The sequence below is a fragment of the Sandaracinus amylolyticus genome, assembly GCF_021631985.1.
GTDB classification, from domain to species: Bacteria; Myxococcota_A; Polyangia; order Polyangiales; family Sandaracinaceae; genus Sandaracinus; species Sandaracinus amylolyticus_A.
The window spans coordinates 8,304,236-8,328,539 of sequence record NZ_CP070225.1 but is presented as its reverse complement, the minus strand read 5'-3'; the positions used below and the strand labels follow the sequence as shown (position 1 = coordinate 8,328,539).

Annotated in this window: 18 protein-coding genes; 8 read left to right on the top strand and 10 right to left on the bottom strand. The window is 73.1% G+C overall.

What is annotated here, in order from left to right:
• Positions 1 to 65 precede the first annotated feature (65 nt).
• Together I5071_RS35215 and I5071_RS35210 are read left to right on the top strand one after the other, a co-directional pair.
• Entirely contained in the window at positions 66 to 764 is a 699-nt protein-coding gene (locus I5071_RS35215) for an OB-fold-containig protein (protein ID WP_236517726.1), read from the top strand.
• Positions 689 to 2,887, top strand: a complete 2,199-nt coding sequence (locus I5071_RS35210; RefSeq protein ID WP_236517725.1) for a flotillin domain-containing protein — start codon at positions 689 to 691, stop codon at positions 2,885 to 2,887. Before I5071_RS35215 ends, I5071_RS35210 begins: the two co-directional genes overlap by 76 nt.
• Positions 2,888 to 2,938: 51 nt before the next feature.
• On the opposite strand, the gene I5071_RS35205 is transcribed toward I5071_RS35210, so the two are convergent.
• From I5071_RS35205 to I5071_RS35185, 5 genes are all read right to left on the bottom strand, one after another.
• Positions 2,939 to 3,184 (bottom strand): VF530 family DNA-binding protein, encoded by a 246-nt coding sequence (locus tag I5071_RS35205; protein ID WP_236517724.1) that lies wholly within the window; start codon positions 3,182 to 3,184, stop codon positions 2,939 to 2,941.
• A 114-nt stretch (positions 3,185 to 3,298) separates the two neighbouring features.
• Entirely contained in the window at positions 3,299 to 5,248 is a 1,950-nt protein-coding gene (locus I5071_RS35200; RefSeq protein ID WP_236517723.1) for a carbohydrate-binding protein, read from the bottom strand.
• A 165-nt stretch (positions 5,249 to 5,413) separates the two neighbouring features.
• Entirely contained in the window at positions 5,414 to 6,532 is a 1,119-nt protein-coding gene (locus I5071_RS35195) for a hypothetical protein (protein WP_236517722.1), read from the bottom strand.
• A 24-nt stretch (positions 6,533 to 6,556) separates the two neighbouring features.
• Complete coding sequence (locus I5071_RS35190; RefSeq protein WP_236517721.1) at positions 6,557 to 6,802, bottom strand: hypothetical protein; 246 nt, start codon at positions 6,800 to 6,802, stop codon at positions 6,557 to 6,559.
• Positions 6,799 to 7,446 (bottom strand): lytic transglycosylase domain-containing protein, encoded by a 648-nt coding sequence (locus I5071_RS35185; RefSeq protein ID WP_236517720.1) that lies wholly within the window; start codon positions 7,444 to 7,446, stop codon positions 6,799 to 6,801. The genes I5071_RS35190 and I5071_RS35185 overlap by 4 nt, the downstream gene beginning before the upstream one ends.
• 130 nt (positions 7,447 to 7,576) lie before the next feature.
• On the opposite strand from I5071_RS35185, the gene nadB reads away from it, so the two are divergent.
• Complete coding sequence (gene nadB, locus I5071_RS35180; protein WP_236517719.1) at positions 7,577 to 9,208, top strand: L-aspartate oxidase; 1,632 nt, start codon at positions 7,577 to 7,579, stop codon at positions 9,206 to 9,208.
• 55 nt (positions 9,209 to 9,263) lie between these two features.
• Here the strand turns inward: nadB and I5071_RS35175 are convergent, their stop codons facing one another.
• Positions 9,264 to 9,515, bottom strand: coding sequence for a hypothetical protein (locus I5071_RS35175; RefSeq protein ID WP_236517718.1), 252 nt, complete (start codon positions 9,513 to 9,515; stop codon positions 9,264 to 9,266).
• Positions 9,516 to 9,892: 377 nt separating this feature from the next.
• On the opposite strand from I5071_RS35175, the gene I5071_RS35170 reads away from it, so the two are divergent.
• Both I5071_RS35170 and I5071_RS35165 read left to right on the top strand, forming a co-directional pair.
• Entirely contained in the window at positions 9,893 to 11,335 is a 1,443-nt protein-coding gene (locus I5071_RS35170; protein WP_236517717.1) for a protein kinase domain-containing protein, read from the top strand.
• A gap of 15 nt (positions 11,336 to 11,350) precedes the next feature.
• Entirely contained in the window at positions 11,351 to 12,460 is a 1,110-nt protein-coding gene (locus I5071_RS35165; protein WP_236517716.1) for a YncE family protein, read from the top strand.
• Here the strand turns inward: I5071_RS35165 and I5071_RS35160 are convergent.
• Together I5071_RS35160 and I5071_RS35155 are read right to left on the bottom strand one after the other, a co-directional pair.
• Complete coding sequence (locus tag I5071_RS35160; RefSeq protein WP_236517715.1) at positions 12,447 to 12,797, bottom strand: 4Fe-4S binding protein; 351 nt, start codon at positions 12,795 to 12,797, stop codon at positions 12,447 to 12,449. The genes I5071_RS35165 and I5071_RS35160 overlap by 14 nt on opposite strands.
• A 64-nt stretch (positions 12,798 to 12,861) precedes the next feature.
• Positions 12,862 to 14,181, bottom strand: a complete 1,320-nt coding sequence (locus tag I5071_RS35155; protein ID WP_236517714.1) for a cytochrome P450 — start codon at positions 14,179 to 14,181, stop codon at positions 12,862 to 12,864.
• A 219-nt stretch (positions 14,182 to 14,400) separates the two neighbouring features.
• Between I5071_RS35155 and I5071_RS35150 the strand changes: the two genes are divergently transcribed.
• Together I5071_RS35150 and I5071_RS35145 are read left to right on the top strand one after the other, a co-directional pair.
• Positions 14,401 to 15,627: a hypothetical protein gene (locus I5071_RS35150; protein WP_236517713.1), complete on the top strand. Its 1,227-nt coding sequence runs from the start codon at positions 14,401 to 14,403 to the stop codon at positions 15,625 to 15,627.
• Positions 15,628 to 15,643: 16 nt separating this feature from the next.
• Complete coding sequence (locus I5071_RS35145; RefSeq protein ID WP_236517712.1) at positions 15,644 to 16,309, top strand: glutathione S-transferase family protein; 666 nt, start codon at positions 15,644 to 15,646, stop codon at positions 16,307 to 16,309.
• On the opposite strand, the gene I5071_RS35140 is transcribed toward I5071_RS35145, so the two are convergent.
• Positions 16,300 to 16,815 (bottom strand): DUF1360 domain-containing protein, encoded by a 516-nt coding sequence (locus tag I5071_RS35140; RefSeq protein ID WP_236517711.1) that lies wholly within the window; start codon positions 16,813 to 16,815, stop codon positions 16,300 to 16,302. The two genes, I5071_RS35145 and I5071_RS35140, sit on opposite strands and share 10 nt — an antisense overlap.
• 132 nt (positions 16,816 to 16,947) lie before the next feature.
• Between I5071_RS35140 and I5071_RS35135 the strand changes: the two genes are divergently transcribed.
• Positions 16,948 to 20,517 (top strand): serine/threonine-protein kinase PknK, encoded by a 3,570-nt coding sequence (locus tag I5071_RS35135; RefSeq protein ID WP_236517710.1) that lies wholly within the window; start codon positions 16,948 to 16,950, stop codon positions 20,515 to 20,517.
• On the opposite strand, the gene I5071_RS35130 is transcribed toward I5071_RS35135, so the two are convergent.
• A complete protein-coding gene (locus I5071_RS35130; protein WP_236517709.1) occupies positions 20,514 to 24,173 on the bottom strand; it encodes a DEAD/DEAH box helicase in 3,660 nt (1,219 codons plus the stop codon). The two genes, I5071_RS35135 and I5071_RS35130, sit on opposite strands and share 4 nt — an antisense overlap.
• Positions 24,174 to 24,304 lie beyond the last annotated feature (131 nt).

Here is a 24,304-nt window from a genome sequence, read left to right as displayed (position 1 = left end):
TCCCTTGCCCTACGGTTGGACGCGCGATGTCGGCTTGGGGGGCCGGCTCGGAAGGGAGGCGCACCGTGTCGGTGCTCGACTGGCTTTCGTCGTGGGCGAACGTTCCATTCACCGTCGCGGGAGGCGCGACGTTGCTCTTCGCGCTGGTGCAGGCGACCGGTGTGCTCGGCCTGCTCGGCGGTCATGACGACGGCGACGCCGATGGCCACGCCGAGGGGGACGGCGATGGCGACGCGGACGGGCACGCCGACGCGGGGCACGGCTCTGCGCTCGAGGCGCTGCTCGGGCCGCTCGCGATCGGTCGCGTGCCGCTCACGCTGACGGTGGAGTCGGCGGGGCTCGCGTTCGCGATCGCCGGGCTCTCGATCAACTCGACGTACCTCGACCACCCCGCGGGCCCGCCGCTGGTCTCGCTGGCGTGGACGCTGCCGATCGCGCTGCTCGTCGGATACGGCGGGGCGGCGCTGGTCGCGCGGGTGCTCGCGCCGATCGTCGACGATCGCGCCCAGGCCGCGACGTCGCGTCGCGAGCTCGTGGGCACGATCGGCGTCGTGATCTCGTCGCGGGTGAGCGCGGAGTTCGGCGAAGTGCGGCTGCGCGATCGCAGCGGTCACGACGTGCGCGTCGTGTGTCGCGTCGCGCCGGGCACGCGCGAGCTCGCGGAGCGCGACGAGGCCGTGGTCGTCGAGTGCAGCGACGACGGGACGCTCTACGTCGCCGCGTTCGACGAGGGCGAGCCCGAGCGCCGGCAGCGCGTTCTGTAACGGTCGCTCGACAACGCAACGAAGATGGCGCGCGGGCCGATTCGGACCCGTTGCGAGGGAGCCGCGCTCTCGTGCGCGGCTCACGGAGGAAAGGAAGAACGGTCATGGGCACGTTGAATCCGGTCACCTGGTTGATCGCCGGCTCCATCGGCTTCGTCGTGTTCGTCGCGACGATGGCGATGGTCATGATGAGCCGGTTCTACCGGCGCTGCGGCGCCGACGAGGCGCTCGTCCGCACCGGTCGCGGCGGCAACAAGGTGGTGATCGGGGGCGGTGTGATGGTCTACCCGATCCTCCACCAGCTCCTGCGCGTCTCGCTGCGAAGCGTGAAGCTGAGCGTCGAGCGCGCGGGCAAGAACGCGCTCGTGACCGCCGACAAGATCAAGGCGAACGTCACGACCGAGCTCTACATCAAGGTCGAGCCGATCCAGGAGGACGTGCTCGCCGCGGCGCGCAGCTTCGGTGAGCGCAACCTCGACGGCGCGAGCATCGCCGATCTCATCGAGGGCAAGCTGACCGACGCGCTCCGCAGCGTCGCGGCGAACCAGACGTTCATGAACCTCCACGGCAAGCGCAAGGAGTTCGCCGAGATGATCCAGGCGACGCTCGCCGAGGAGCTCAAGAAGAACGGCCTGACGCTCGAGAACGTGTCGATCACGTCGCTCGCGATGGTGCCGGTCTCGGAGCTCGACGAGAGCGACGTGTTCGACGCCGAGGGCCTGCGCGCGATCACCGAGAGCGTGCAGACCAACCGCGAGAAGACCAACCAGATCCAGCGCGAGAAGGACAACCAGATCCACGCGCAGAACGTCGCGGCGAAGATGCGCGCGCTCGAGCTCGAGCAGACGCAGAAGCAGGCCGAGGCGGATCAGGCGCGTCGCGTCGCGGAGTACGCCGCGATGCAGACCGCGGAGACCGCGAAGGCGGTGCTGATCCAGGAGCAGGCGCGTGACCTCGCGTCGTACGAGAAGCAGCGGGCGGTCGAGCAGGCGCGCATCGCGCAGGAGCGCGAGGTCGCGATCTCGCTCGCACAGAAGCAGCGCGCGGAGCGCGAGGCGCAGATCGAGGCGGAGAAGGCGCAGAGCGCGGCGGAGATCGCCAAGCAGCGCGCGATCGAGGCGGCGGAGATCGAGAAGCAGAAGGTCGTCCAGGCCGCCGAGGTCGAGCGTCAGAAGGCGATCGACGCGGCGATGATCGACAAGGAGAAGGTCGTCGGCGCGTCGCTCATCGACAAGGAGAAGGCGATCGAGGTCGCGCGCATCGCGAAGCAGGTCGCGGTGATCCAGAGCGAGGAAGCGGCGGCGCGTGCGGCCGCGGCGCGCGCGACCGCGCGGGCCGAGGAGGAGCAGGCGAAGCAGACGATCGTGACGGTCGAGGCGACCGCGAAGGCCGAGCGCGAGAAGGCGATCGCGGTGATCGAGGCGGCCGCGCACGCGGAGGTGGAGCGCGCGCTCGCCGAGGGTGAGGCGAAGAAGTCGCGCGAGCTCGCGGAGGCGCAGCTCGCGAAGGCGCGCGGTGCGGCGCAGGCGATGGAGGCCGAGGCGATGGCCGAGGCCAACCGGCGGCGTGCGGCCGCGCAGGCGGACGCGGACGCGCAGCGGATCGCGGCGGACGCCGCGGCCGAGGCGTCGTTCAAGGAGGCCGAGGCGATCAAGCAGCTCGCGGAGGCGGAGCGCCTGAAGGGTCTGGCGCTCGCCGAGGCGCGCCGCGCGATGGTCGAGGCCGACAACGCCGTCGGTGACAAGCTCCTGCTGCGCGACGTCGCGGTGAAGGCGCTCGAGGTCGCACCCGATCTCGCGCGCGAGCTGATGATGCCCGCGCAGAAGATCACCGAGATCAAGGTGCTGCAGACCAACGGCGTGTTCGCCGGGAGCGCGGCGAACGGCGAGAGCGGCGCGACGCCCGGCGCGGTCGGGATGATGTCGCCGATCCTCAAGACGATCATGGAGGCCGGCGCGGCGTACCCGCTGATGCGCGAGCTGATGACGTTCGGCAAGGTCGACGGGCAGGTGCTCACCGACAAGGCGCGCGAGGTGATCGCGCAGGTCGCGCCCGAGGTACAGAAGGCGCTGGCGGAGCGCGCGACGCCTCCCGTGGTCGACGCCGCTGCGGCCGAGGAGTGAACGAGCGGAGCCCCGGTGCGCGCGAGCGCGCCGGGGCTTCGTGCCTCGTGGTCAGGAGCGCGGCCGCGAACGGCGCGCGACGAGCACGTCGAGATAGAGCGCCTCGACCTTCGCGCGTGCCCACGGCGTGCGGCGCAGGAACTTGAGGCTCGAGGCGATGCTCGGCTCGTGGGTGAAGCAGCGGATGTCGACGGCGCGCCCCATCGCGTCCCACCCGAGCTCGTCGACGAGCCGCTCGAGCATCATCGCGAGCGTCACACCGTGCAGCGGATCGCGGGGTCGTTCCGAGGACGTCATCGTCGCGCGCTGGGGTCCATGACCGACGGCGGGAGCCGGCGCACGTGCGATCGCACGAAAAAGGACGCGGCCGGCGTGTGGACCCACGCCGGCCGCGTCGTGTCGCGTCGCCGCTCAACGAGTCGGCGCGAACCTCTCGAGCGAAGCGGTCTGCACCGAGAGCACCTCGGCGCTGCCGTCCGCGAACACTTCGACGTGGGCCCCGATGTTGATCACCCCGGGCACCAACGGCTCGTACATGTCGCCACCGACCCACGCCGCGCGCAGCGCGCCGTCGCGATCGAGCTGGAGCAGCATCCCGTCGTAGGCGACGACCCAGAACGCGTCGTCGCCCACGCCGACCCCGCCCGCGCTCTGGGTGACCCGCGCATCGAGCGAGACGACGGTGCGCACCACGAGCGACGTCGGGTCGATCGACACGAGCTCGCGCACGAAGTCCGAGCCCGCATGGCGCTCGCGCCAGACCCAGAGGCCGTCGGTCGCGAGCACCGGGTGCTGCACGTTCGCGTAGCCGAGCCCGTCTCCGAGCGCGACCACGCCGTCGAGCACACCGTCGGGCGTGAGGCGCAGCACGCGCGCGTTGCAGCTGTCGGTGACGAAGAGCGCGTCGTCGCTCGCCGCGATCTGCGACGCGTAGCAGAGCGCGTTCTCGCCGGTCAGCACCACGCCGAGATCGAGCGCGCCGTCGATGCCGAAGCTGCGATCGAGCGCGCCGGTCGCGGCCTCGTAGCGCACGACGAGCGGGCTCGAGAGCGCGTAGACGTACTGGGTGGTCGCCTCGACGTCGTCGAACCGGCCCGGTCCGTCGTAGGGCTCGAACGTGAGCTCGAGCGCGCCCTGCTCGTCGAGCCGCGCGACGCCGCGGTCGTAGGCGATGACCACACGACCGTCGTGGTCCCGATCGACGTCCCACGCGGTGCCGCGATCCGACTCGGGCAGCCGGTGCGAGCCGATCGACGCGAGCGCGTCCGCGACGTCGACCGTGAGGGTCGAGGGCGAGCGCACGAAGGGCCCCGCCGACACCTCGACCGCGAGCGTGTGGGGGCCCGCCGCGAGACCGCGCGTCTCGAGCACGCGCCGGAACGTGCCCGCCGTCGAGAACGCCGCGAGACCGCGCGCGAGATCTTCACCCTGCGGCAGCGACTCCCACGCGCCCTCGTCGAGCCGCACCCGCACCGCGTCCACCGGGAACGCGCTGCGCGCGTTGCCCATCAGCACCAGCACTCCGTCGACCGCGTAGCTCGGCGCGTTCACGAACGACGCGTGCACCACGGGCGCGAGCGGATGCCGATGGTCGGCGCCCGCGTTGTTGTCCCACGCGCTCTCTCCGTCGAGCTCGAGACGGATCGCGAAGATCACCTCCTCGGTGCGCGCAGGATCGATCGCGAGCGGGATCGCGAACGCGTGCTCGCCCTCGCTCGGCGTCGCCTCGGCCTCGCTCCAGGTGGCCCAGCCGTCGAGCGTGTAGCGCACGAAGATGCGGCGCGGACGCGCGGTGCGCAGCGAGCGCACCGTGCCCTCGAGCGACGCGACCGAGCCGTCCCACGCGATGCGCGACGAGAGCAGGCGCACCGGGCTCGACGAGGTGACGCCGCGATAGACGTAGTGGTTGCGGAAGGGCGACCAGTGCGTCTGCCCGTTCATCGCGACGAACGCCGCGAATTCGACCTCGGGCTCGCGGCCCCAGCCGCGCGTCGCGAAGTCGCGCACGTCGACGCCCCAGCGCTCGCGCCCGTCGGGCAACGTGCCCTCGTAGACCGCGATCGCGCGCTGCGAGGTGATCCAGCGATCGGTCGTCCAGAGGATGCCGACCTCCTTCGCGTAGGCGTCGTTGCGCACCGCGAGGTCGACCCAGAAGCTCTCGCGCGTGATGCCGTGATAGACGTACTGGCTCCAGTGGCCGGTCTCGAGGACGTAGACCGCGCTCGCGCGTTGCTCGTCCTCGGCGATCGCCGCGACCTCGAGGTCCGCGCCGCGATCCGTCCCCGCGCACGCGCTCAGCGCGAGCGCGAGGCAACACGACACCCACCGCGCGGCGGTGAGCCGCGCACGTTCGATCGACATCGCCGTCCTCCCCTGATCCCCGACGCGGACGCGGCCCACCACCGGCGCGACGTCGCGTAACGCGAGCCTGAGTTACGCGCGGGTCGAGCGCACGTCAAGCACGTGCGCCGGCCGCGCCGCGAAAAAGCCCGCGGGCCGGCGGAGCATTGCGCCGTCGCTGTGCGCTCAGCCTTCGGGGAAGTGCTCGTAGAACACGCAGCGCGCGCCGCTCGGCGCGCTCGCGAGCCCGCCGGTCGCGAGCTCGATCCCCAGCGGGGCGCGCGCGACGTCCCAGAAGTCCACGCGCCACACGCCCGCCGGCGCACCGACCGGCAGGCACACGCTCGCCGCGTCGCCGGTGATCACCCGCGCCCAGCGCAGCGCGTGATCGGGCGCGAGCGCGAGGACCACCGTGTCGTCGCCATCGCGGAGATCGCCGATCGCGACCGGCACGAGCCCGGGCTCGCTCGCTCGCGGCGTCGCGCTCGGGATCGCGCGGCCGCGACGGCGCGAGAGCACGATCAGCAGCGTCTCGGCGTCGCCGGCGCAGCGCACGATGTCCCACGCGCCGCGGGGCACGACGGTCGCGGGCTCACCGCCCGGGGCGCGCCGCCGGACCGCTCCGTCGGGCGCGATCCACACCGCGTCGTGATCGGTGCGGCACCACGCGCGCGCATCGATCGGCTCGCGCCGCGTCCCGCTCACGCGATCGAGCAGATCGTTCCCGATCTGGATCTCCGCCGCGCCGAACGCGCCGAGCTCGTTGCCGTGGGGATCGTCGTACGACGCGTAGTGCACGTCGGCGTGGGTCCAGCGGGTCGCGCCGGTGACGCGATCGAGGGCGCGGATCGCGGTGGTGAACGAGGACTCGTCGCGCTCGGTGAGGAGCACGACGTCGCCGAGGTCGCGCACCCGCACCAGCGATCCGCGGGACGGCGTGTCGAAGAGGCGCAGGCCGTTGTCGACCATGAGCACCACGAGCGAGTCGTCGCCGTCGGGCACCACGATGATCTCGCCGTCGCGCGCGAAGAGCCCGATCTCGTGGTGCGACGAGTGGACGGTGACCGTCCACAGGCTCGCGCCGCGCGGGTCGCGCACCTCGAGCTCGGCCGAGGGCTCCCACCAGAGCCAGCCGGTGCGCAGTCGATGCGCGACCAGCACGTGCCCCTCGTCGAGCGCGTACGTGCCGAACGTGCCGACGACACGATCGATCTGATAGAGCCACACGTACGCGCAGATCCCCGCGGTCAGCGCGACCACGATCGCGCCCAGCACGATCCCGCACCCTCGCCTGGCCCCACCCATGACGCGAGGATGATGGCCGCCGCGTCAGGGCGCGTCGACGCCGTAACTTCCGGAGTCGCGCATCCGGCACGCGCGCTCCTGGCAGGCCCACTCGCTGCGGAATCCGCAGCCGGTCGCGGTCCACCGCCCCTCGACGTCGGTCTCCTGGACCTGGACCCAGCGCTCCTGGCAGCCGAACTCCTGGGCGTGCTGAGCGCGGATGCGGCTCGAATAGGGCGAGGTGCACATGCCGGCGAGCGCGAACGCGAGCAGGAAGATCCGAGACGTCACCGCGACGCGCTCTCGGCCTGCAGGTACTGCCAGTACCAACCGAGCACGCGCTGCACGTAACGCTGCGTCTCGTCGTACGGAGGCACGCCGCGGTGGCGCTGCACCGCGCCGGGGCCCGCGTTGTAGGCGGCGATCGTGAGGATGAGATCGCCCGAGAAGTCGTTGGCGAGGATGCGCAGGTAGCGCGCGCCGCCGAGGATGTTCTGGCGGGGATCGAACGCGTCGCGCACGCCCATGCCGGCGGCGGTCCCGGGCATGAGCTGCATCAGGCCCTGCGCGCCGACGCGCGAGACGACGCCGACGTTGTAGTCGCTCTCGACGCGGATGACCGCGCGGATGAACGCCTCGGGCAGGCGGTAGAGCGCGGCGGCCTCGCGGATGAAGGCGTCGTAGCGGCGGTAGCGCTCGGGGGACGTGTCGCGCGGTCCCATCGAGGCGCGCGGTGCGTCGTCGGGCCGCGGCTCGCGGGCGCGGATGGCGACGCGCACGCCGCGACGTCGTCGCGGCGGCGTGTTCGTGAAATGGATGACGCCGTTCTCGTCGGTGTAGGTGTAGATGTCGGCGCGCGCGGACGTTGGCGCGGCGACGGGCACGACGGTGATCGCGAGGATCAGCGCGACGGCAGCGAGGATCGAGCGACGCATCTTTCGTGAACGACCGATCGAGGGTATCCGGCCACGCGCGAGCAGGCCAGAGAACGGAGCGCGTGGACCGAGCTATTCCTGGGCCACGCGACCTTGGCGCGCCTCGGCCCTAGGGTAGGCTGCAACCCCCATGCGAATCTCGTGTGACTTCCTCGTGCTCGGCAGCGGTGTCGCCGGGCTCACGTTCGCGCTCGAGGCGGCCAAGCACGGCCAGGTGATCGTCGTCACGAAACGTGCGCTCTCGGACTCGAACACGAACTGGGCGCAAGGCGGCATCGCCGCGGTGATGGACCCGGCGCACGACAGCTTCGAGGCCCATGCGGGGGACACGCTCCGGGTGGGCTACGGGCTCAGCAAGCCCGAGGTCGTCGAGATGGTCGTGCGCGACGGGCCGGCGCGCATCCGCGAGCTCATCGCGCTCGGCGCGCAGTTCGACGCGGCGGTGGGCTACTCGGGCTCGGTCGACGAAACCGGCGCGATGCCGCTCGATCTCACGCGCGAGGGCGGGCACACCGCGCGCCGCGTGGTGCACGCGGGCGACGTGACCGGGCGCGAGGTGCAGCGCGCGCTCGTCGAAGCGGTGCGCGCCAACCCGAGCATCCGCGTGCTCGAGAGCCACATGGCGATCGACCTGATCGATCTCTCGAAGCACGGCGGGCCGCACCTCGTCGCGGGCGCGTACGTGCTCGATCACGTCGCGGGCGCGGTGCACACGATCGCGGCGCGCGCGACCGTGCTCGCGACCGGCGGCGCGGGGAAGGTCTACCTCTACACGTCGAACCCCGACGTCGCGACCGGCGACGGGGTCGCGATGGCGTATCGCGCGGGCGCGCTGGTCTCGAACATGGAGTTCTTCCAGTTCCACCCGACCTGCCTGTTCCACCCCGCGGCGAAGTCGTTCCTCATCAGCGAGGCGCTGCGCGGCGAGGGCGGCATCCTTCGTCTCGCCAACGGCGACGCGTTCATGGCGCGTCACCACGACATGAAGGATCTCGCGCCACGCGACGTGGTCGCGCGCGCGATCGACTTCGAGATGAAGCGGACCGGCGCCGAGCACGTGATGCTCGACATGACGCACAAGAACGCGTCGTACCTGCGCGAGCGCTTCCCGAACATCTACGAGGAGTGCCTCAAGTTCGGCATCGACATGGCGGTGCAGCCGATCCCGGTGGTGCCCGCGGCCCACTACATGTGCGGCGGCGTCGTGGTCGATCTCGACGGGCGCTCGACCGTGCCGGGGCTGTGGGCGATCGGCGAGGTCACGTGCTCGGGCCTCCACGGCGCGAACCGTCTCGCGTCGAATTCGCTGCTCGAGGGGCTGGTCTACGGGCATCGCGCGGCGCGCGCGCTCGCGGGGGCCCGCACCGAGACGCGCTTCCCCGACGTGCCCGAGTGGGACGTGGGCGAGGCCGCGCCGAGCGACGAAGCGGTCGTGGTCACGCAGAACTGGGACGAGCTGCGGCGCTTCATGTGGAACTACGTCGGCATCGTGCGCAGCGATCGCCGGCTGCGGCGCGCGGCGCGGCGCATCGCGCTCCTGAAGGACGAGATCCGCGAGTACTACTGGGAGCACCTCGTCACGCTCGATCTGCTCGAGCTGCGGAACATCGCGGACGTCGCGGAGATGATCGTGTCGTGCGCGACGGTGCGCCGCGAGAGCCGCGGGCTGCACTTCAACATCGATCACCCCGAGGCCGATCCCGCGCAGGCGCGCGACACGCGCATCGTGAAGGGCGAGCCCGGGCACCTCGCCGCGCGGTGAACGTCGCGAGTTTCACCGGTGCGACTCGGGAGTCTCACCGGTGCGACTCGGGGTCTCACCGCTCGCGGCGCGGGTCGTTGCCGTGCGAGCTGGCGTCGATCTCGGTGACGCCGCCGCGGGCGCGGCGGGGGCGCATGCCGCTCTTGGTCGTCGGGCGCGCGGGGCGAGCCGGAGGGCCGTCGGGCACGGTGTCGCGCACGCGGCCGTGGATCGTGGTGCCGCCCTCGACCGGGCGGATCGGGGAACGATGATGCGGGTCGCGATCGCGCGAGGGGTCTCGCGTGGGCGTTCGTCGCGGCTGGGGCATCGGTGCGCTCAACCTTCCTCGCGTCGCGGATCGCGGCGCGTCTTTGACTCGACGAGCTCTTCGACAACCGGGTCCCGCTTGCGGCGCGCGCGCCTCACGCCGCTCTCCCGCTTGCGCTCGGGCGGGGGTGCGGAGCTGCTGCCTCGCGCGGGGATCTCGGGCTCCGTCGTGCGTTCCTGACGCTGCCTCCTGCGTTCGATCGGACCCGACATGACTCGCTTTCCCGGGGAGCCAGGATCCACGACGGCGTGCGCGAGGTCCGTCGGGAGGATCCCCGACAGGGATGCGCCGCGCCGCGGGCCCGGACGTCGCGCGATCTACGCTAGGGTTGCCGTCGTGTTCCTCGGGACGATGAGACCTGCGCCCGACGGTGATCGATGTTGAGCACGAGTCGTGGTCCGCAGCAGGAAGAGCGTGGGCGCGTCGCGGCGCTGGTCGCGCTCGATGTGCTCGACACTCCGCCCGAGCCGACGTTCGACGACCTCGCCGGCCTCGCGGCGCAGCTGTGCGGCACACCGATGGCGCTGATCACGCTCGTCGATGCGGAGCGGCAGTGGTTCAAGGCGCGCGTCGGCGTGACCGCGCGCGAGACGCCGCGCGAGATCTCGTTCTGCACGCACGCGATCGAGCCCGACGCGCCGATGCTGGTGGTGCGCGACACCACGCGTGACCCACGCTTCCAGACGAGCCCCCTGGTGCTCGGCGAGCCCTTCGTCCGCTTCTACGCGGGCGTGCCGCTGGAGCTCGCGGACGGAGCGCGCGTGGGCACGCTCTGCGTGCTCGATCGGGTGCCGCGCGATCTCGCGCCGTCGCAGCTCGATGCGCTGTCGATCCTCGCGCGACGGACGGCGTCCGAGCTCGAGCTGCGCAAGACGCTCGGATCGCCCGAGCGCGCGGAGGAGCGCGCGGGATCGCCGCTCGACGGGCGCTATCGCATCGACGAGATGATCGGCGATCGCGCGGCGGCGATCGTCGTCGCGGCGCGCGATCTGCGGAAGCGCGAGGACGTGACGATCCACGTCGTGCTGCCCACGCTGGGAGGTGATCGCGAGGCGCGTGATCGCGTCGTGCGCGACGCGCGCGCGCGGATGCGCGTCGAGAGCGCGCACGTCGCGAAGGTGCGCGACGTCGGGCAGCTGGCGAGCGGCGCGCCCTACGTCGTGACGGAGCGCCTGATCGGGCGCGACGTCGAGACACTGCTACGCGAGTCGCGAGAGCCCTTGGGCGTGCGTCACGCGGCGAGCCTCGTGCGGCAGGCGTGCGAGGGGATCGACGCGGCGCACCAGCTCGGGATCGCGCACCGCGACCTCGAGCCCGCGAGCTTGTTCTGCGCGGAGGAGCCCGACGGGCGATCGCGCGTGAAGGTGATGGACCTCGGGATCGCGCGCGCGGCGCCGCGCTACCTGGCGCCCGAGCAGCTCGAGGATCGATCGCGGGCCGAGGCGCGCAGCGAGGTGTGGTCGCTCGGGGTGATCCTCTACGAGCTGCTCACGGGCGCGGTGCCGTATGCCGGGACCACGACCGCGCAGGTCTACGCGAACGTCCTGGTGGGACGGATGCGGGCGCCGCGCGCGAGGCGCCCCGAGATCCCCGACGCGCTCGAGCGCGTGATCCTGCGCTGCCTCGAGCGGCGCCCCGACGCGCGCTTCCCCTCGGTGCGGGCGCTGGCCGACGAGCTCGCGACGTTCGCCGAGGACGCACCGGCGGCGAAGACGACGCAGTCGCTGCCGGTGATGCACGACCGTCGAGGGCGGTGGATCGCGCTCGCGGCGCTGGCGGCGATCGTGGTCCTCGCGGCGATCCTCGCGCTGCGCGGCTGACGTATCCTCCCGCGCATGCGGCGTGGGGGATGGATCGTCGCGGCGCTCGCGCTCGGCGCGTGTGGGGGCGAGGCGCGCGGCGGGCAGGACGCGGGCGTGGTGATCGACGCGGAGGTGCCGTGCGTCGCGAGCGCCGATCCTTCGCGCCTCGTGGTCACGGCGGACTGGATGAGCCGATCGCTCACGCTGCTGGGGCTCGAGCGCGTGCTCGATCCGGGGTGCAGCGCGGACGAGGCGATCGTGGGGCGCATCGATCTCGCGGCGTGGGCGCCGGGGCCGCTCGAGGTCGAGGTCGCGCCCGACGGGCGCACCGCGGTCGTGGCGGTCGCGCCCGGGTTCATGTCGGACGAACCCGATCACGCGCTGCTCGTCGTGGACCTCGAGGCGCGCGCGGTGCTCGGCGAGATCGAGCTGACCGACGCGCCGATGGGCATCGCGATCGCGCCCGACGGAGCGCGCGCGTACGTCGCGTGCTTCGGCACGAGCGACGCGCGCGGGGAGCGCCTCGCGATCGTGGATCTCGCGACGCGCACCCTCGTCGAGGAGGTCGAGGTCGGCCCGCGCCCCGAGCAGGTCGCGCTGAGCGACGACGGATCGATCGGCGTGGTGAGCCTCGGAGGCTCGGACGGCGTGCGGGTGTTCCGCACGAGCGACGTCGCGGGCACGCTCACCGGCGAGATCGTGGTCGGGCTCGATCCCTCGGACGTCGCGTTCGTGCCGGGGACCGATCGCTTCGTGGTCGCGACCTCGATGCGGCTCGGGTTCGCGGTCGTCGACGTGACCGATCCCGCGGTGCCCACCGTGGTCGCGATGCCGAGCCTGAGCGGCGGGATCCCTTACGGCGCGGCGTGGATCCCGGGCACCGAGGACGTGCTGCTGACCACGTCGGTGCGCGAGCAGCTGGTGCGGGTGTCGGCCCGCGAGCCCGAGCGCGCGCCGGTGCCCACGGCGATCGGCGGCGGTGGGTTCCTGATCAGCGTCGCGGTGACGCCCGACGGAACGCACGCGATCACCGCGCACGCGCAGACCCACGTGCTGAGCGTCGTCGAGCTCGCGACCGGCGCGAGCCACACGCTCTCGTGGCTCGAGCAGCGCGGCCCGACCTGGGTCGTCATCCAGCCTTGATCAGATCGATGGCGCGCTCCGGGCAGGCGACGACGCAGAGGCCGCAGGCGCGACAGCGATCCGCGTTCGGCGTGTACGCGGTCTGGCGCCCGTGGGCGACGCTCTTGAGCTTCGCGAGCAGGCCGAGCGCGGCGAAGTCCGCGTCGTCGATGCGGCGCACCTCGAACACGTCGTAGGGGCAGACCTCTTCGCAGTCGCCCTTTCCTTCGCAGCGCGAGCGATTCACCCGCGGGACGAACGCGCCGGGCGCGGCTTCGCACTTCTCGCCGGGGCGCTTCGGATGCGCGGCGGCGCGCTTGGTCTTCTCGGGATTGCGGCGCGACGGGGCATGGCGCACGACGTTACCCGAGCCCGGGTGAACCTCGTGCGTGCAGGCGCGTGAAGAAGCGTTGCGCCGCGATTCAGACCCGCGCGGCGGCGCCGTCGGGGCGCGTGACCGGCGGGCGCGGCGCCTCGCTCGAGACGGCGCGCACGTCGCTGAGGAGCATCCCGCTGCGCGGCAGCGTGGGGATGCGCGAGAGATCGATGTGGGGGTCCTGCGGCGCGAACCGGAAGTCGATCGCCCGCGTGAGGAACGCGAGCGCGACCTTCATCGCCTCGATCGTCACCCACTCGCCCGCGCAGCGGTGGCCCGTCTCGTAGCGGCCGCCGCCCTGCGGGATGAAGTCGTAGGGACCGCCCTGCCACGCGCGGAAGCGATCGGGACGGAACGCGTCGGGGTCCTCGAAGAGACGGCGATCGTGATCGGTCCCGAACACGTCGAGCAGGACCCGGCGCCCCTTCGGGAACTGGTGGCCGCGCCACTCGAAGCCCTCGCGCACGCACGCACCGAGGAACGGCGTGAACGGATAGAAGCGCCGCACCTCCTGCACGAACGCCTCGACGCGCTCGGCGCGCGTGGTCTCGTCGACCGGCTCGCGCAGCGCGGCGCGGTGATCGGGGTGCGCGTGCAGCGCGTGCGCGATGAACGTGACGTAGGTGCCGATCGCGACGATCGGGCGGAGCACGTTCATCAGCTCGACCGACGCATCGTGCTCGTCGAGCGGGCGGTCGTTCGCGTCGACGTGCGACGCGACGATGTACGACGCCTGGGTCGGCGAAGGGCGGAGCTCGCCGCGGCGGATGCGCTCGATGATCTCGCCCATCCAGTGCTCGGTGCGCGAGCGCGCCACGCGACCGGCGAGGTGGCGCGGGCCGATCGTCGCGAACGAGTGCACCATCGCGCCGAAGTCCTCGGCGCGCAGCCGCACCTCGCGCTCCTCGAGCGGCACGCCCGCCCACGCGCACGCGGCGCGGCACATCACGTCCTGCGCTTCCTCGAGCAGCACGATCTGGTCGCGGTGCTGCCAGCGATCGAGCGCGGCGTACCACTGCCTCCACATCTCGCTCATCAGCACGTCGATGCGGTCGCGCGACATGAGCGACATGAACATGCGCTTGCGCTTGGCGTGCATGTCGCCGTCGAGCGTCTGCACGCCGCGCTCGCCGAGCAGCGTGCGCTGGACGAGCATCGGCACCGCGCCGCGACGCACGAAGCGCGTCGGATCGTAGAAGAGCGCGGCGGCGTCGCGACCCTGCATCGCGATGAAGCGCATGCCCATGAGGCGCAGCTCGAAGACCTCGGTCTCGAGGCGCTCGAAGCGACGCGGCAGGAAGAGATAGCCCTCGCGCAGGAGCGCGAGGGAGCCGTCGATCGCGCGGTCGCGCGGTATGGAGCCCATCTCAGCCATCTCCTGGGCGCGGTCGCCCCGCGCTCCGTCGTACACGGACCGACGCGCAGATAGGCACCTTCCGAGGGGATCAAGTCGGGGCGCGCACCTTGAGCGGGCTCGTCGCGCGACGAGATGAGGCGCGTGCGAAAGCTTCGTGGGTACGCGTGGTTCGCTGTGATCGCAGGGTTCGCGTGCGGCTGTGGGCCAGCGCCCGAGAGGGCGCCGGAGATGGACGCGACGGCGGCAGACGGCGGAGACCGGGACGCGGGTGTCGTGATCGGGATCGACGCGATGGTCGCGATCGACGCGTCGCCGAACGATGCCGGCGCGCGCGAGGACGCGGGACACGACGCGTGGATGGACCCGTGCGAGGGCGTGGTGTGCGCCGGCGACGCGTGCCGCGAAGGGCGATGCGACCCCCGGAGCGGCGAGTGCGTGCTCGGAGCGCCGCGCGCGGACGGGACGTCGTGCGACGACGGCGATCGGTGCACGCGCGTCGATGGATGTGTGGCGGGCGCGTGCGTGGGCGGCGACGCGATCACCTGCCCGCCGATCGACACGTGCCACGGCGCGGGCACGTGCGAGCCCGCGACCGGCGTGTGCTCGAGCGTGCCGGCGCCGTGCACCGTCGACGTGGTGGTGCGGGTGCTCGACGCGCGCGGCGTGCCGATCGCGACCGCGCTGCCGGTGCGCGCGTTCCAGGGCGAGCGCGCGACGCCGGTCGCCGACAAGACCGATGCCGCGGGAGAGGCGCACCTGCGGCTCACGAACGGCTCGTACCGGTTCCGCGTGCTGCGCGACGGAGTGCCGTTCTGGAGCGGCGCGAGCGATCACTGCACGATGCCGAGCTGCACGCGCGTCGAGGTGCGACTGCCGGACACGAGCGAGCTGCGCGTCGTGACCTGGGATCCGCGGATGGACGGCGCGTACGACGGGGGCGGGGAGATCCGCCCGCCGAACCCGCACATCGAGCGCAACGCGACGTGGCTCGAGAACTGGGCGATCGAGCGCTACGGCGCGCCCGACGCGTTCATCTCCGCGGGGCACACCCACCTGTACCCGCAGGACTGGGATCCGCCCGACGCGTGGGGGAACACGACGACCTACGAGAACCAGCACGGGTTCGGCGCGATCCTCCAGGGCGTGTACGTGCGGCTGAGCGATCGGCGCGCGTTCGACGTGGTGTCGATCGACTATCGGGTGCGCCACGACACCGACCCCGAGCACGTGAGCGCGATCCCGGGCGCCGACCCGACGAACGTGGAGATCTGGGTCTCGAGCACGCTGACGGTGCCGACGACGGCGTGGACGCGGTACCCGACGGGCGTGCCGATCGCGGGCGAGATGACGTACTGGGGCACGGTGTTCCCGCACGAGATCACGAACGTGACGACGCTGTTCATCACGACGACGGGCAACGTGTCGATCGACAACGTCGTGCTCCGGCCTCGTTGACCTCTATGGTCCGCGCGTGATCACCGTTCATCATCTCGACGATTCGCGGTCGCAGCGCGTGCTCTGGATGCTCGAGGAGCTCGGCGTGCCCTACGAGATCCAGCACTACAAGCGGGACCCGAAGACGATGCTCGCGCCGGTCGAGCTGCGGCGGGTGCACCCACTCGGGAAGGTGCCGGTGATCACCGACGACGGCGTGACCGTCGCCGAGAGCGGCGCGATCCTCGAGTATCTCGTCGAACGCTACGGGCAGGAGCGATGGCGGCCCGCCGCGGGCACCCCGGACGCGCTGCGCTTCACGTACTGGATGCACTACGCCGAGGGCTCGGCGACGCCGCCGCTGCTCGTGAAGCTGATCCTCGATCGCATCCGCGAGGCGCCGATGCCGTTCATCGCGAAGCCGATCGCGCGACGGATCGCCGATCAGGTGGAGCAGGCGTACGTCGAGCCGAACGTCTCGCGCATGCTGGACTTCATGGAGGGCGAGCTCGCGCTGCGCACCTGGTTCGCGGGGGACGAGATCAGCGCGGCCGACGTGCAGATGAGCTTCCCGATCGAGGCCGCGGCCCAGCGCTTCGCGCTCGATCGGCACCCGAAGCTGCGCGCCTTCCTCCAGCGCATCCACGCGCGTCCGGCGTACCGGCGCGCGATCGAGCGCGGCGGGCCCTATCGCTACGCGTGAGCGGCGCGGCGAGCCTTCGCGAAGCGGAGGTTCACGTAGTCGTTGACCAGCGCGGCGGTGAGCAGGCCCGACGCGAAGCGCGTGGGCCCGGGCGCGAAGACGTAGGCGATCGAGAGCGCAGCGCTGGCCCACATGCCGAAGCAGCGCGGGCACGTGAGCAGCTCGCCGAGCGCGCGGGTCCAGCCGTCGCCGCGCGGTCGCTCCTTCACCTCGTCGGGGCTCGCGCCCTCTTCCACCTCGGTGAACGGGGCGCGCACCACGCGCGTGACCTTCTCGCGCGTGAAGAGGCGCGTGAGGCGCGTGGTCGCGAGGCCGAGCAGGAGCGCGTCGCGCAGCGGCAGCTCGCGAGGCAGCGCGTCGCGGCGGAGCGCCGAGACGACGGCGGTCGACGTGACCGTGAGGAACGTCGTCGCGAGCACCGCGTAGTCGACCAGCGGCTCGCGATCGTGGCCGCGGCCGATCACGTGGTGCCGGCGGAGGTCGCGGCAGATGGTCTCGTTGTCCATCGTCCTGCGAGCCGGGTCGCAAGAACGGCGCCGCGTCGGGGCGCCCGTTCCGGGCGAGCGAGTGCGGCGATCGGCACCAACCGCGCACGGGGCGCTCGCCGCGGCGCGCAGCTCCGCTCAAGATTCGGTCGGGTGACTGGGCGGGCGTTCGCGATCGGTCCGTTCGCGCTGCAGGAGCTGCTCGGGCGCGGCGGGATGGGTGAGGTGTGGCGTGCCGTCCACGTCGCGCAGGGCGTGCCCGTCGCGGTGAAGGTGCTGCGCGGCGCGCGCTCGCTCTCGCCTCGCTACGTCGCGGCGTTCCGGAGGGAGGCGGAGCGGCTCGCGGCGCTCGATCATCCGGCGATCGTCACGGTGCTCGACTTCGGCACGCTCTCGGCGGACGAGGCGCGCGCGAGCGACGGGCAATACGTCGCGGGCAGCCCGTGGATCGCGATGGAGCTCGCGGAGGGCGGCTCGCTCGCGGCCCACGCGCCGATGGCGTGGAGCGACGTGGTGCACGTCGCGCGCGTGCTGCTCGATGCGCTCGCCCATGCCCACGCGCGAGGGGTGGTGCACCGCGATCTGAAGCCCGCGAACGTGCTGGTGTCGGGCTGCGAGGACGGGACGCGCGCGGAGGTGCTGCTCACCGACTTCGGCATCGCGCACGCGCTCGATGGCGGCGAGCTGGACGAGGGCGACATGGGCTCCGACGGGCTGGTGACGCTCGCCGGCACGCCGGGGTTCATGGCGCCCGAGCAGGTGCGCGGAGAGTGGCGCGACTTCGGGCCGTGGACCGATCTGTACTCGCTCGGGTGCACGATCTGGGCGCTGCTCGCGGGGGTCGAGCCGTTCGCGGGGAACACGCATCGAGTGCTCGTCGCGCACATCACGCAGGAGCTCCCGCCGCTGCCGGCCGATGTCGAAGTGCCGGAGGACGGGCGGGCGTGGATCGCGCAGCTCGCGCGCTCCGACGTGCACTTGCGGTTTCGTCGCGCCGCGGACGCGGCGGCGGCGCTCGAGCGCATCGCGGGCACGCGCGGCGCGAGCGAGCGGGTGTGGTCGCGCCCGGCGAGCCGTGCCGTCGCGAGCACGCTCGAGGTGGTGCGCTCGCGCGCGGCGTCGTCGGTGCGCACGCCCGATCTCCGAGCACGCGCGGCGTCGACGGTGCTCGACGCGCCGCTCACGCCCTCGCCGGTGCGCCAGGCTCCGCCGCCGCCCGGCCCGGGCGCGGTGCCTCGGTCGGCGCCGCCGCCGCCGAAGCTGCCCTTCCCCGCGCACTGGCGCGCCGAGCGTGCGCCTCCGTCGCGCATGCAGCTCGTCGGCGCCGGGCTCTCGCTGTACGGCGCGCGGGAGATCCCGCTCGTCGATCGCGACGGGGCGCGCGACGCGGTGTGGGAGGCGCTGGGTGACGTGCACGAGCGGCGCACGCTGCGGGTGGTGGTGCTGCGCGGCGCGAGCGGGGTCGGCAAGAGCCGGCTGCTGCGGTGGGTGCTGCATCGCGCGCACGAGCTCGGGGTGGCGAGCACGCTGTTCGCGACCCACGGGCCGGAGCGCGGACCGCTCGACGGGCTCGCGCCCGCGCTGGCGCGCCATCTCGGGTGTCTGCGGCTGAGCCCCGAGGGGCTGCGCGCGCGCATCGACGCGCTGCTCGCGACGCAGGGCGAGGTCGACGCGCTGGAGCGCGAGGCGTTCTTCGCGTTGCTCGCGAAGGTCGCGTGCGAGCCGGGCACGCCGCAGGCGAGCGAGCGCGAGGCGGTGGGGTACGCGCTCACGCGCGCGCTGGGTCGTGAGGCGCGCGAGCGCACGCTGGTGCTCGGCCTCGACGATCTGCAGTGGGGCGACGAGACCGCGCGCCTCCTGACGAACCTGGTGCGCGACGCCGACGCGCCGCCGATGTTGGTGATCGCGACGGTGCAGGAGGAAGCGCTGCACGTCGCGCCCGAGACCGCGGCGGCGATCGCGGCGCTCGAGCACGACGCGCACGCGCGTGTGCTCGCGATCGCGCCGCTCGGCGAAGAGGACCAGCTCACGCTGGTGCAGGATCTGCTGCGCCTCGAGCCCGGGCTCGCGCGCGAGCTGGTGGATCGCACCGCGGGCAATCCGCTGTTCGCGGAGCAGCTCGTCGGCGACTGGGTGCGTCGCGAGATCCTCGAGGTGCGCGCCGAGGGGTTCGCGCTGCGGCCCGGGGCGCGGGTGGATCTCCCCGACGATCTCCACGGCGTGTGGATCGCGCGGGTGGAGCGCCTGCTCGCGAGCCGGCCCGCGGGGGAGCGCGAGGCGCTGGAGATCGCGGCGCTGCTGGGGCACCACGTCGACGAGGCCGAGTGGGCGCGGGCGTGCGAGCTCGCCGGGCTGCCCTCGCCGCGCGAGCTCGCGGCGGCGCTGGCGCGCGCGCGGCTGATCGATCGCGGGCGCGAGGGAGGCGGGCTCGCGTTCGTGCACGGCATGCTGCGGGAGAGCGTGCTGCGCGCCGCGGTCGAGGCGGTGCGGCGCGACGCGCAGGTCGTGGTGATCGAGCGGCTGCTGCGCGAGCGGGTGGAGGCCGGAGCGGCGGAGGCGGGCGAGCGGCTCGGCCGTCTGCTCGCCGAGACGGGCCGCGATCGCGAGGCGGTGCCGCTCTTGATCGAGAGCGCGCACAACCGCCGCGTGCAGTCGGAGGCCGCGACCTCGCTCGCGCTGCTCGACCTCGCGGATGCGTGCGCCCATCGCGCGGGGATCGCCGACGACGATCCGCTGTGGGGGCGCGCTTGGCTCACGCGATCGGCCACGCTGCGGAGCATCGGCGACTACCCGGCGGCGCTCGAGCTCGCAGATCGAACGACGGCGCGACGCGCGCTGCCGGGGTGGGACGCGCTCGCGCCGCTCGCGCTGCTGCGGCGCGCCGAGGTCGAGAGTCGGAGCGGCCAGGTCGAGGCGGCGCGCATCGCGCTGACCGAGGCCCACGACGCGCTGCTCCCGCAGGGCGATCTGATCAGCGCAGGCCAAGCGGTCTGGCTGCTGGGGTGGCTCGACGCGTTCACCGGGCACCTCGACGACGCGCTCGGTCGGTTCCGATTGATCGAGGCGTTCGCCACGCGGCAGGTGGAGCCGCGGCTCGCGCTGCACCTCTACTGGGCGATCGGCTTCGCGCACCTCGCGCGCCAGGACATCGCCGAGGCGGCGCGAGCGTACGCGCGGGCGAAGGAGATCGCGATCGCGCATCGCAGCCGTCTCGCGCTCGCCCACGTGCGCTTCGGCGAGGCCGCGATCGCGCTCGCGCGCGGCGCGCTCGAGGAGGCGATCGCGACCGCGGAGGAGTCGATCGCGCTCTATCGATCGGTGCGCTCCACCGAGCAGCACTTCGCGGAGGTCGTGCTCGGGATGGCGTGGGCGCGCAACGGACGGCCCGATCTCGCGGACGAGGTGCTCACGCGCTCCGAGGAGACGCTCGAGCGACACGGACGTCACGCGTTCGCGGTGCGCGTCGGCATGGTGCACGCAGCCGTCGACGCGACGCTGGGCCGCTGGGACGCGATGCGCGCGCGGCTGGTCGCGGGGCTCGAGACCTCGCGCCGCGATGGCTATCGCGAGACGATGCTCGCGCGCGAGGTGATGCTGGCGCTCGAGCTGGCGCGCGCGGCGGGACGCGAGGAGGAAGCAGGGCTGGCGCGCGAGCTCGCGCTCCTCCACCTCGACCTGCCGCACACCCGCGCCGAGCACGACGCGCTCGCGGCGAGCGTCTAGAGCGTCCGGCTGCGGCGCACGTCGCGCTCGACGCCGCCGCGGATCAGATCGACGAGCTCGACCGCGCTCAGCGCGCCCGCGGCATCGGCGCCCTCGAGCACACCGCGCGTGAGCTCGCGCTTGGTCGCGTGCAGCGCGAGCACCGACTCCTCGATCGTGTCCTTCGTCACGAGGCGCACGATCGTGACCGGCTTGTCCTGGCCGATGCGGTGCGCGCGATCGCTCGCCTGATCTTCGACCGCGGGGTTCCACCACGGATCGAGGTGCACCACGGTGTCCGCCGCGGTGAGGTTGAGCCCGGTGCCGCCCGCCTTCAGCGAGAGCAGGAAGACCGTCGCCTCGCCGCGCTGGAACGCCTCGACGCGGCGCGCCCGCTCGGGCGCCGGCGTGGAGCCGTCGAGCTGCAGGTAGCTGGTCTTGCGCGCGCGCAGCAGCGACGCCGCGTTCTCGAGCAGGCGCACGAACTGCGAGAACACCAGCACCTTGCGGCCCGCACCCTCGAGCTCGTCGATCAGCTCCATCAGCGAGGCGAGCTTCGACGACGCGACGCTCGCGTCGGGCACCACCAGCGACGCGTCGCACGCCAGCTCGCGCAGCCGGGTGATCGACGCGAGCACGCGGAAGCGCTGCGACTCGTCGGCGCCCGCGAGCGCGGTGATCGCGCGGGTGCGCTCGGCGTCGTAGAGGCGCCGCTCGGCATCGGAGAGCTCGACGTCGCGCACCAGCTCGATGCGCGGCGGCAGCTCGGGCGTGACGACTTCCTTCGTGCGGCGCAGCAGGTACGGGCGCACCAGCTCGGAGAGCGCGGCGAGGCGCGCCTTGTCGCCGTCCTTCTCGATCGGCTGCGCGAAGCGCGCGCGGAAGTGCTCCCAGGGACCGAGCAGTCCGGGATGCACCACCGACACGATGCTCCACAGCTCGGAGAGCCGGTTCTCGAGCGGCGTGCCGGTGAGCGCGATGCGCACCCGGGCCCGAAGCGCGCGCGCCGCCTTGGTGCGCTGGGCCTCGGGGTTCTTGATCGCCTGGGCCTCGTCGAGCACCAGCGTCGCGAAGTCGAGCGCGGTGAGCGCGTCTTCGTCGAGCGCGACCACGTCGTAGCTCGCGATGAGCACGTCGCCGGCGCGCGGCGGATCGTTCTCCAGCGCGGCGTGGCGCGCGGGACCGCGATGGAGGCGCACTCGCAGCGAGGGCGCGAAGCGCTCGGCCTCGCGCAGCCAGTTGTCGCCCAGCGACGTCGGCGCGACGACCAGCGCGGGCCCGTCGCTCGCGCGGTGGGCGAGGAGCGCGAGGGCCTGCACCGTCTTGCCGAGGCCCATGTCGTCGGCGAGCACCGCGCCCGCCTCGACCGATGCGAGCCGCGCCAGCCACGCGAACCCCGCGCGCTGGTAGTCGCGCAATGTCGCGTGCAGCGTCTCGGGCACCGCGATCTCGCCCAGCGCGCCGGTGCGCAGCTTCGTGCGGATGCGCGACCACGCCTCGTCGGAGCGCAGCGCGCCGTCGTCGGCGAGCGACTCGAGCGCGTCGCCCGCGGCGGGCACCACCGCGAGCTGGCCGCGCTTGGTCTCGAACACCACGTCCGCGGCGCGCTCGAGGCGCGCCCGCAGATCCGCCTCGATCAGCGCGAACCGACCGCGCGAGAGCCGCACGAACCGCCGCCCGGCGCGCACCTGCGCGAGCAGCTCGGCGAGCTTCACCATCTCGCCGTCGATCTCGACCTCGCCGTCGACCCCGAACCACTCGGCCGCGCTCTTCACGCTGACGCGCAGCCCGCCGCGCCCGATCGCACCGACGTAGCGAGCGCGCGACGCGGTGTCCTCGGGCCACTCGACCTCGACGTCGGGATGCGCGTGGAGCGCGGCGATCAGCGAGAGCAGCTCGTCCTCGGTCGCGAGGTGCGCGTGGGTCTGCTCCTCGGGGAGCCCGATCGCGCGCGCGAGCTCGTGCGCGTCGTGCAGCTCGCGCCCCAGGTCGCGGCGGCGCAGCACCGGCTCCGCGGTGCCGTCTCCGAGCACCGAGACCAGCGTCGCGCCGACGCCCGCGCTCGCGCTGGTCGAGGGCGAGAGACGGGTGCGGATCTCCACGCTCGCGCCCGACTCGTCGGGCACGATCCGCACGAAGAGCACGGGCGCCAGCGGCGCGACCTCGCGCTCGAGCGCGGCCGAGAGCGTCACCGGCACCCGGGCCGCGACCCGCTCGACGAGCGGCAGGATCGCGGCGCGCTCGGCGTCGGGCACCACCGCGGAGTGGCGCGACGCGGCGAGCACCAGCCGCGAGAGATCACGATCGATCGCCGCGACCAGCACCAGGCCGCGCTCGAGCATCACGTGCGCGACACAGCTCGCATCGCGCACCCGCGTCGCCGCGATCTCGACCGGGATCCGCGCCTCGCCGAGGGCGAGCGCGGGGCGCACGCCGCCCACTTCGTCGGCGAGCGCGAAGCGCGCCTCCACCCGGCGCACCTCGAGCGGCGCGCCGCGCTCCGACACCACGTCGGGCCGACCGACCAGCGCGAAGAGCGCCTCGGCCGACGCGCTGGGGCGGTACATGTCGCCGAGCGCGCGCAGCGCGAGCGCCTCCGCGGGACCGATCGGGTGCTTGCTCGCGAGCGCCGCGCCCGGCGTGATGCGCGAGCCCTTGGTCCACCGACCGCGCGCGCCGCGACGCTGCTCCGCGACGTCGACCACCGGCGCACCGGTCTCGCTCATCGCGACGCGGAACACGACACGGGTCTCGACCTCGCGCTCGTCGGCCGCGATCAGCTCTTCCTCGATGCTCTCGACGAGCCGCTTCCAGGTCGGCATCGCGAGGGCCTCGGTGAGCGGGGCGTGCAGCGCGTTCGACGAGTCGTGCACCGCGTCGAGGGCGACCCGCACCAGCGCGAGGGCGCGACGCGGCGAGGGATGCGGCGGCTCGAACGCGAGCTCGCCCTGCTCGTGCCCCGCGAGCACGAGCTTCAGCTCGCGCCCGTCCCACGTCTCGTCGGTGCGGCCCAGCGAGAGACAGGGCACCGATGCATCGAGCGTGACCGCGTCGCGCCCGACCCGCGCCGCGATCCCGCCGTTCTGGGTGCGCAGCGACATCTCCATCCGGCGCAGCGACTCCGCGAGCCGCGCCAGCGCGGGCTGGGCGGGTGTCTGCCGCCACAACATCTCGCGCCGCGCGTGCTGCGCCGCGTCCGCCGCGCACGCCTCGAGGTACTTGCGCGCCGCCGCCGCGAGCTCGTGGGGAGGAATTCCCCGCGCGCTGGTCCGGCCCAGCGCCGCCCGCCGCACGTCGCCCGCGATCCCGAAGCGCAGCGCGTCCGCGACCCAGCTGCCGCCCTCGGCGAAGCGCGCGATCTGCGCGACCGGATCGTCGAGGCGCTCCTCGACGCCGAGCCGGCGCGCCCAGCTGACGAGCTCGTGCTCTGCGACGTCGCTGATGCGCCCTTCGCTGGCGCGCGCTTTCTTCTGGCGGTCGCGCGACCACGCGCCGAACGACGCGTGCAGCGCGCTGCGGGCCGCGGGCCCGATCTCGTCGAAGCGCTCGTGCACCGCGGGGCTCTCGAGCACCGGCCCGAGCAAGCTCTCGTCGGTCGCCGTGCCGAGGCTGCGCAGCGCGGCCGCGCCCGGGCCCTCGCCCATCTGCTCCGCCACGCGATCGACGGGCTCGCGCAACACGCCCTTTCCGTGCCGCCGGACCAGATCGGAGCGGAGCCGATCGAGGAAATGCTCCATCGCGAGGGGCGGAGCGTGGGGTTCGCACGCAGGGGACGCAACCTCGAACCTCGGAGCAATCTCCGCGGCTT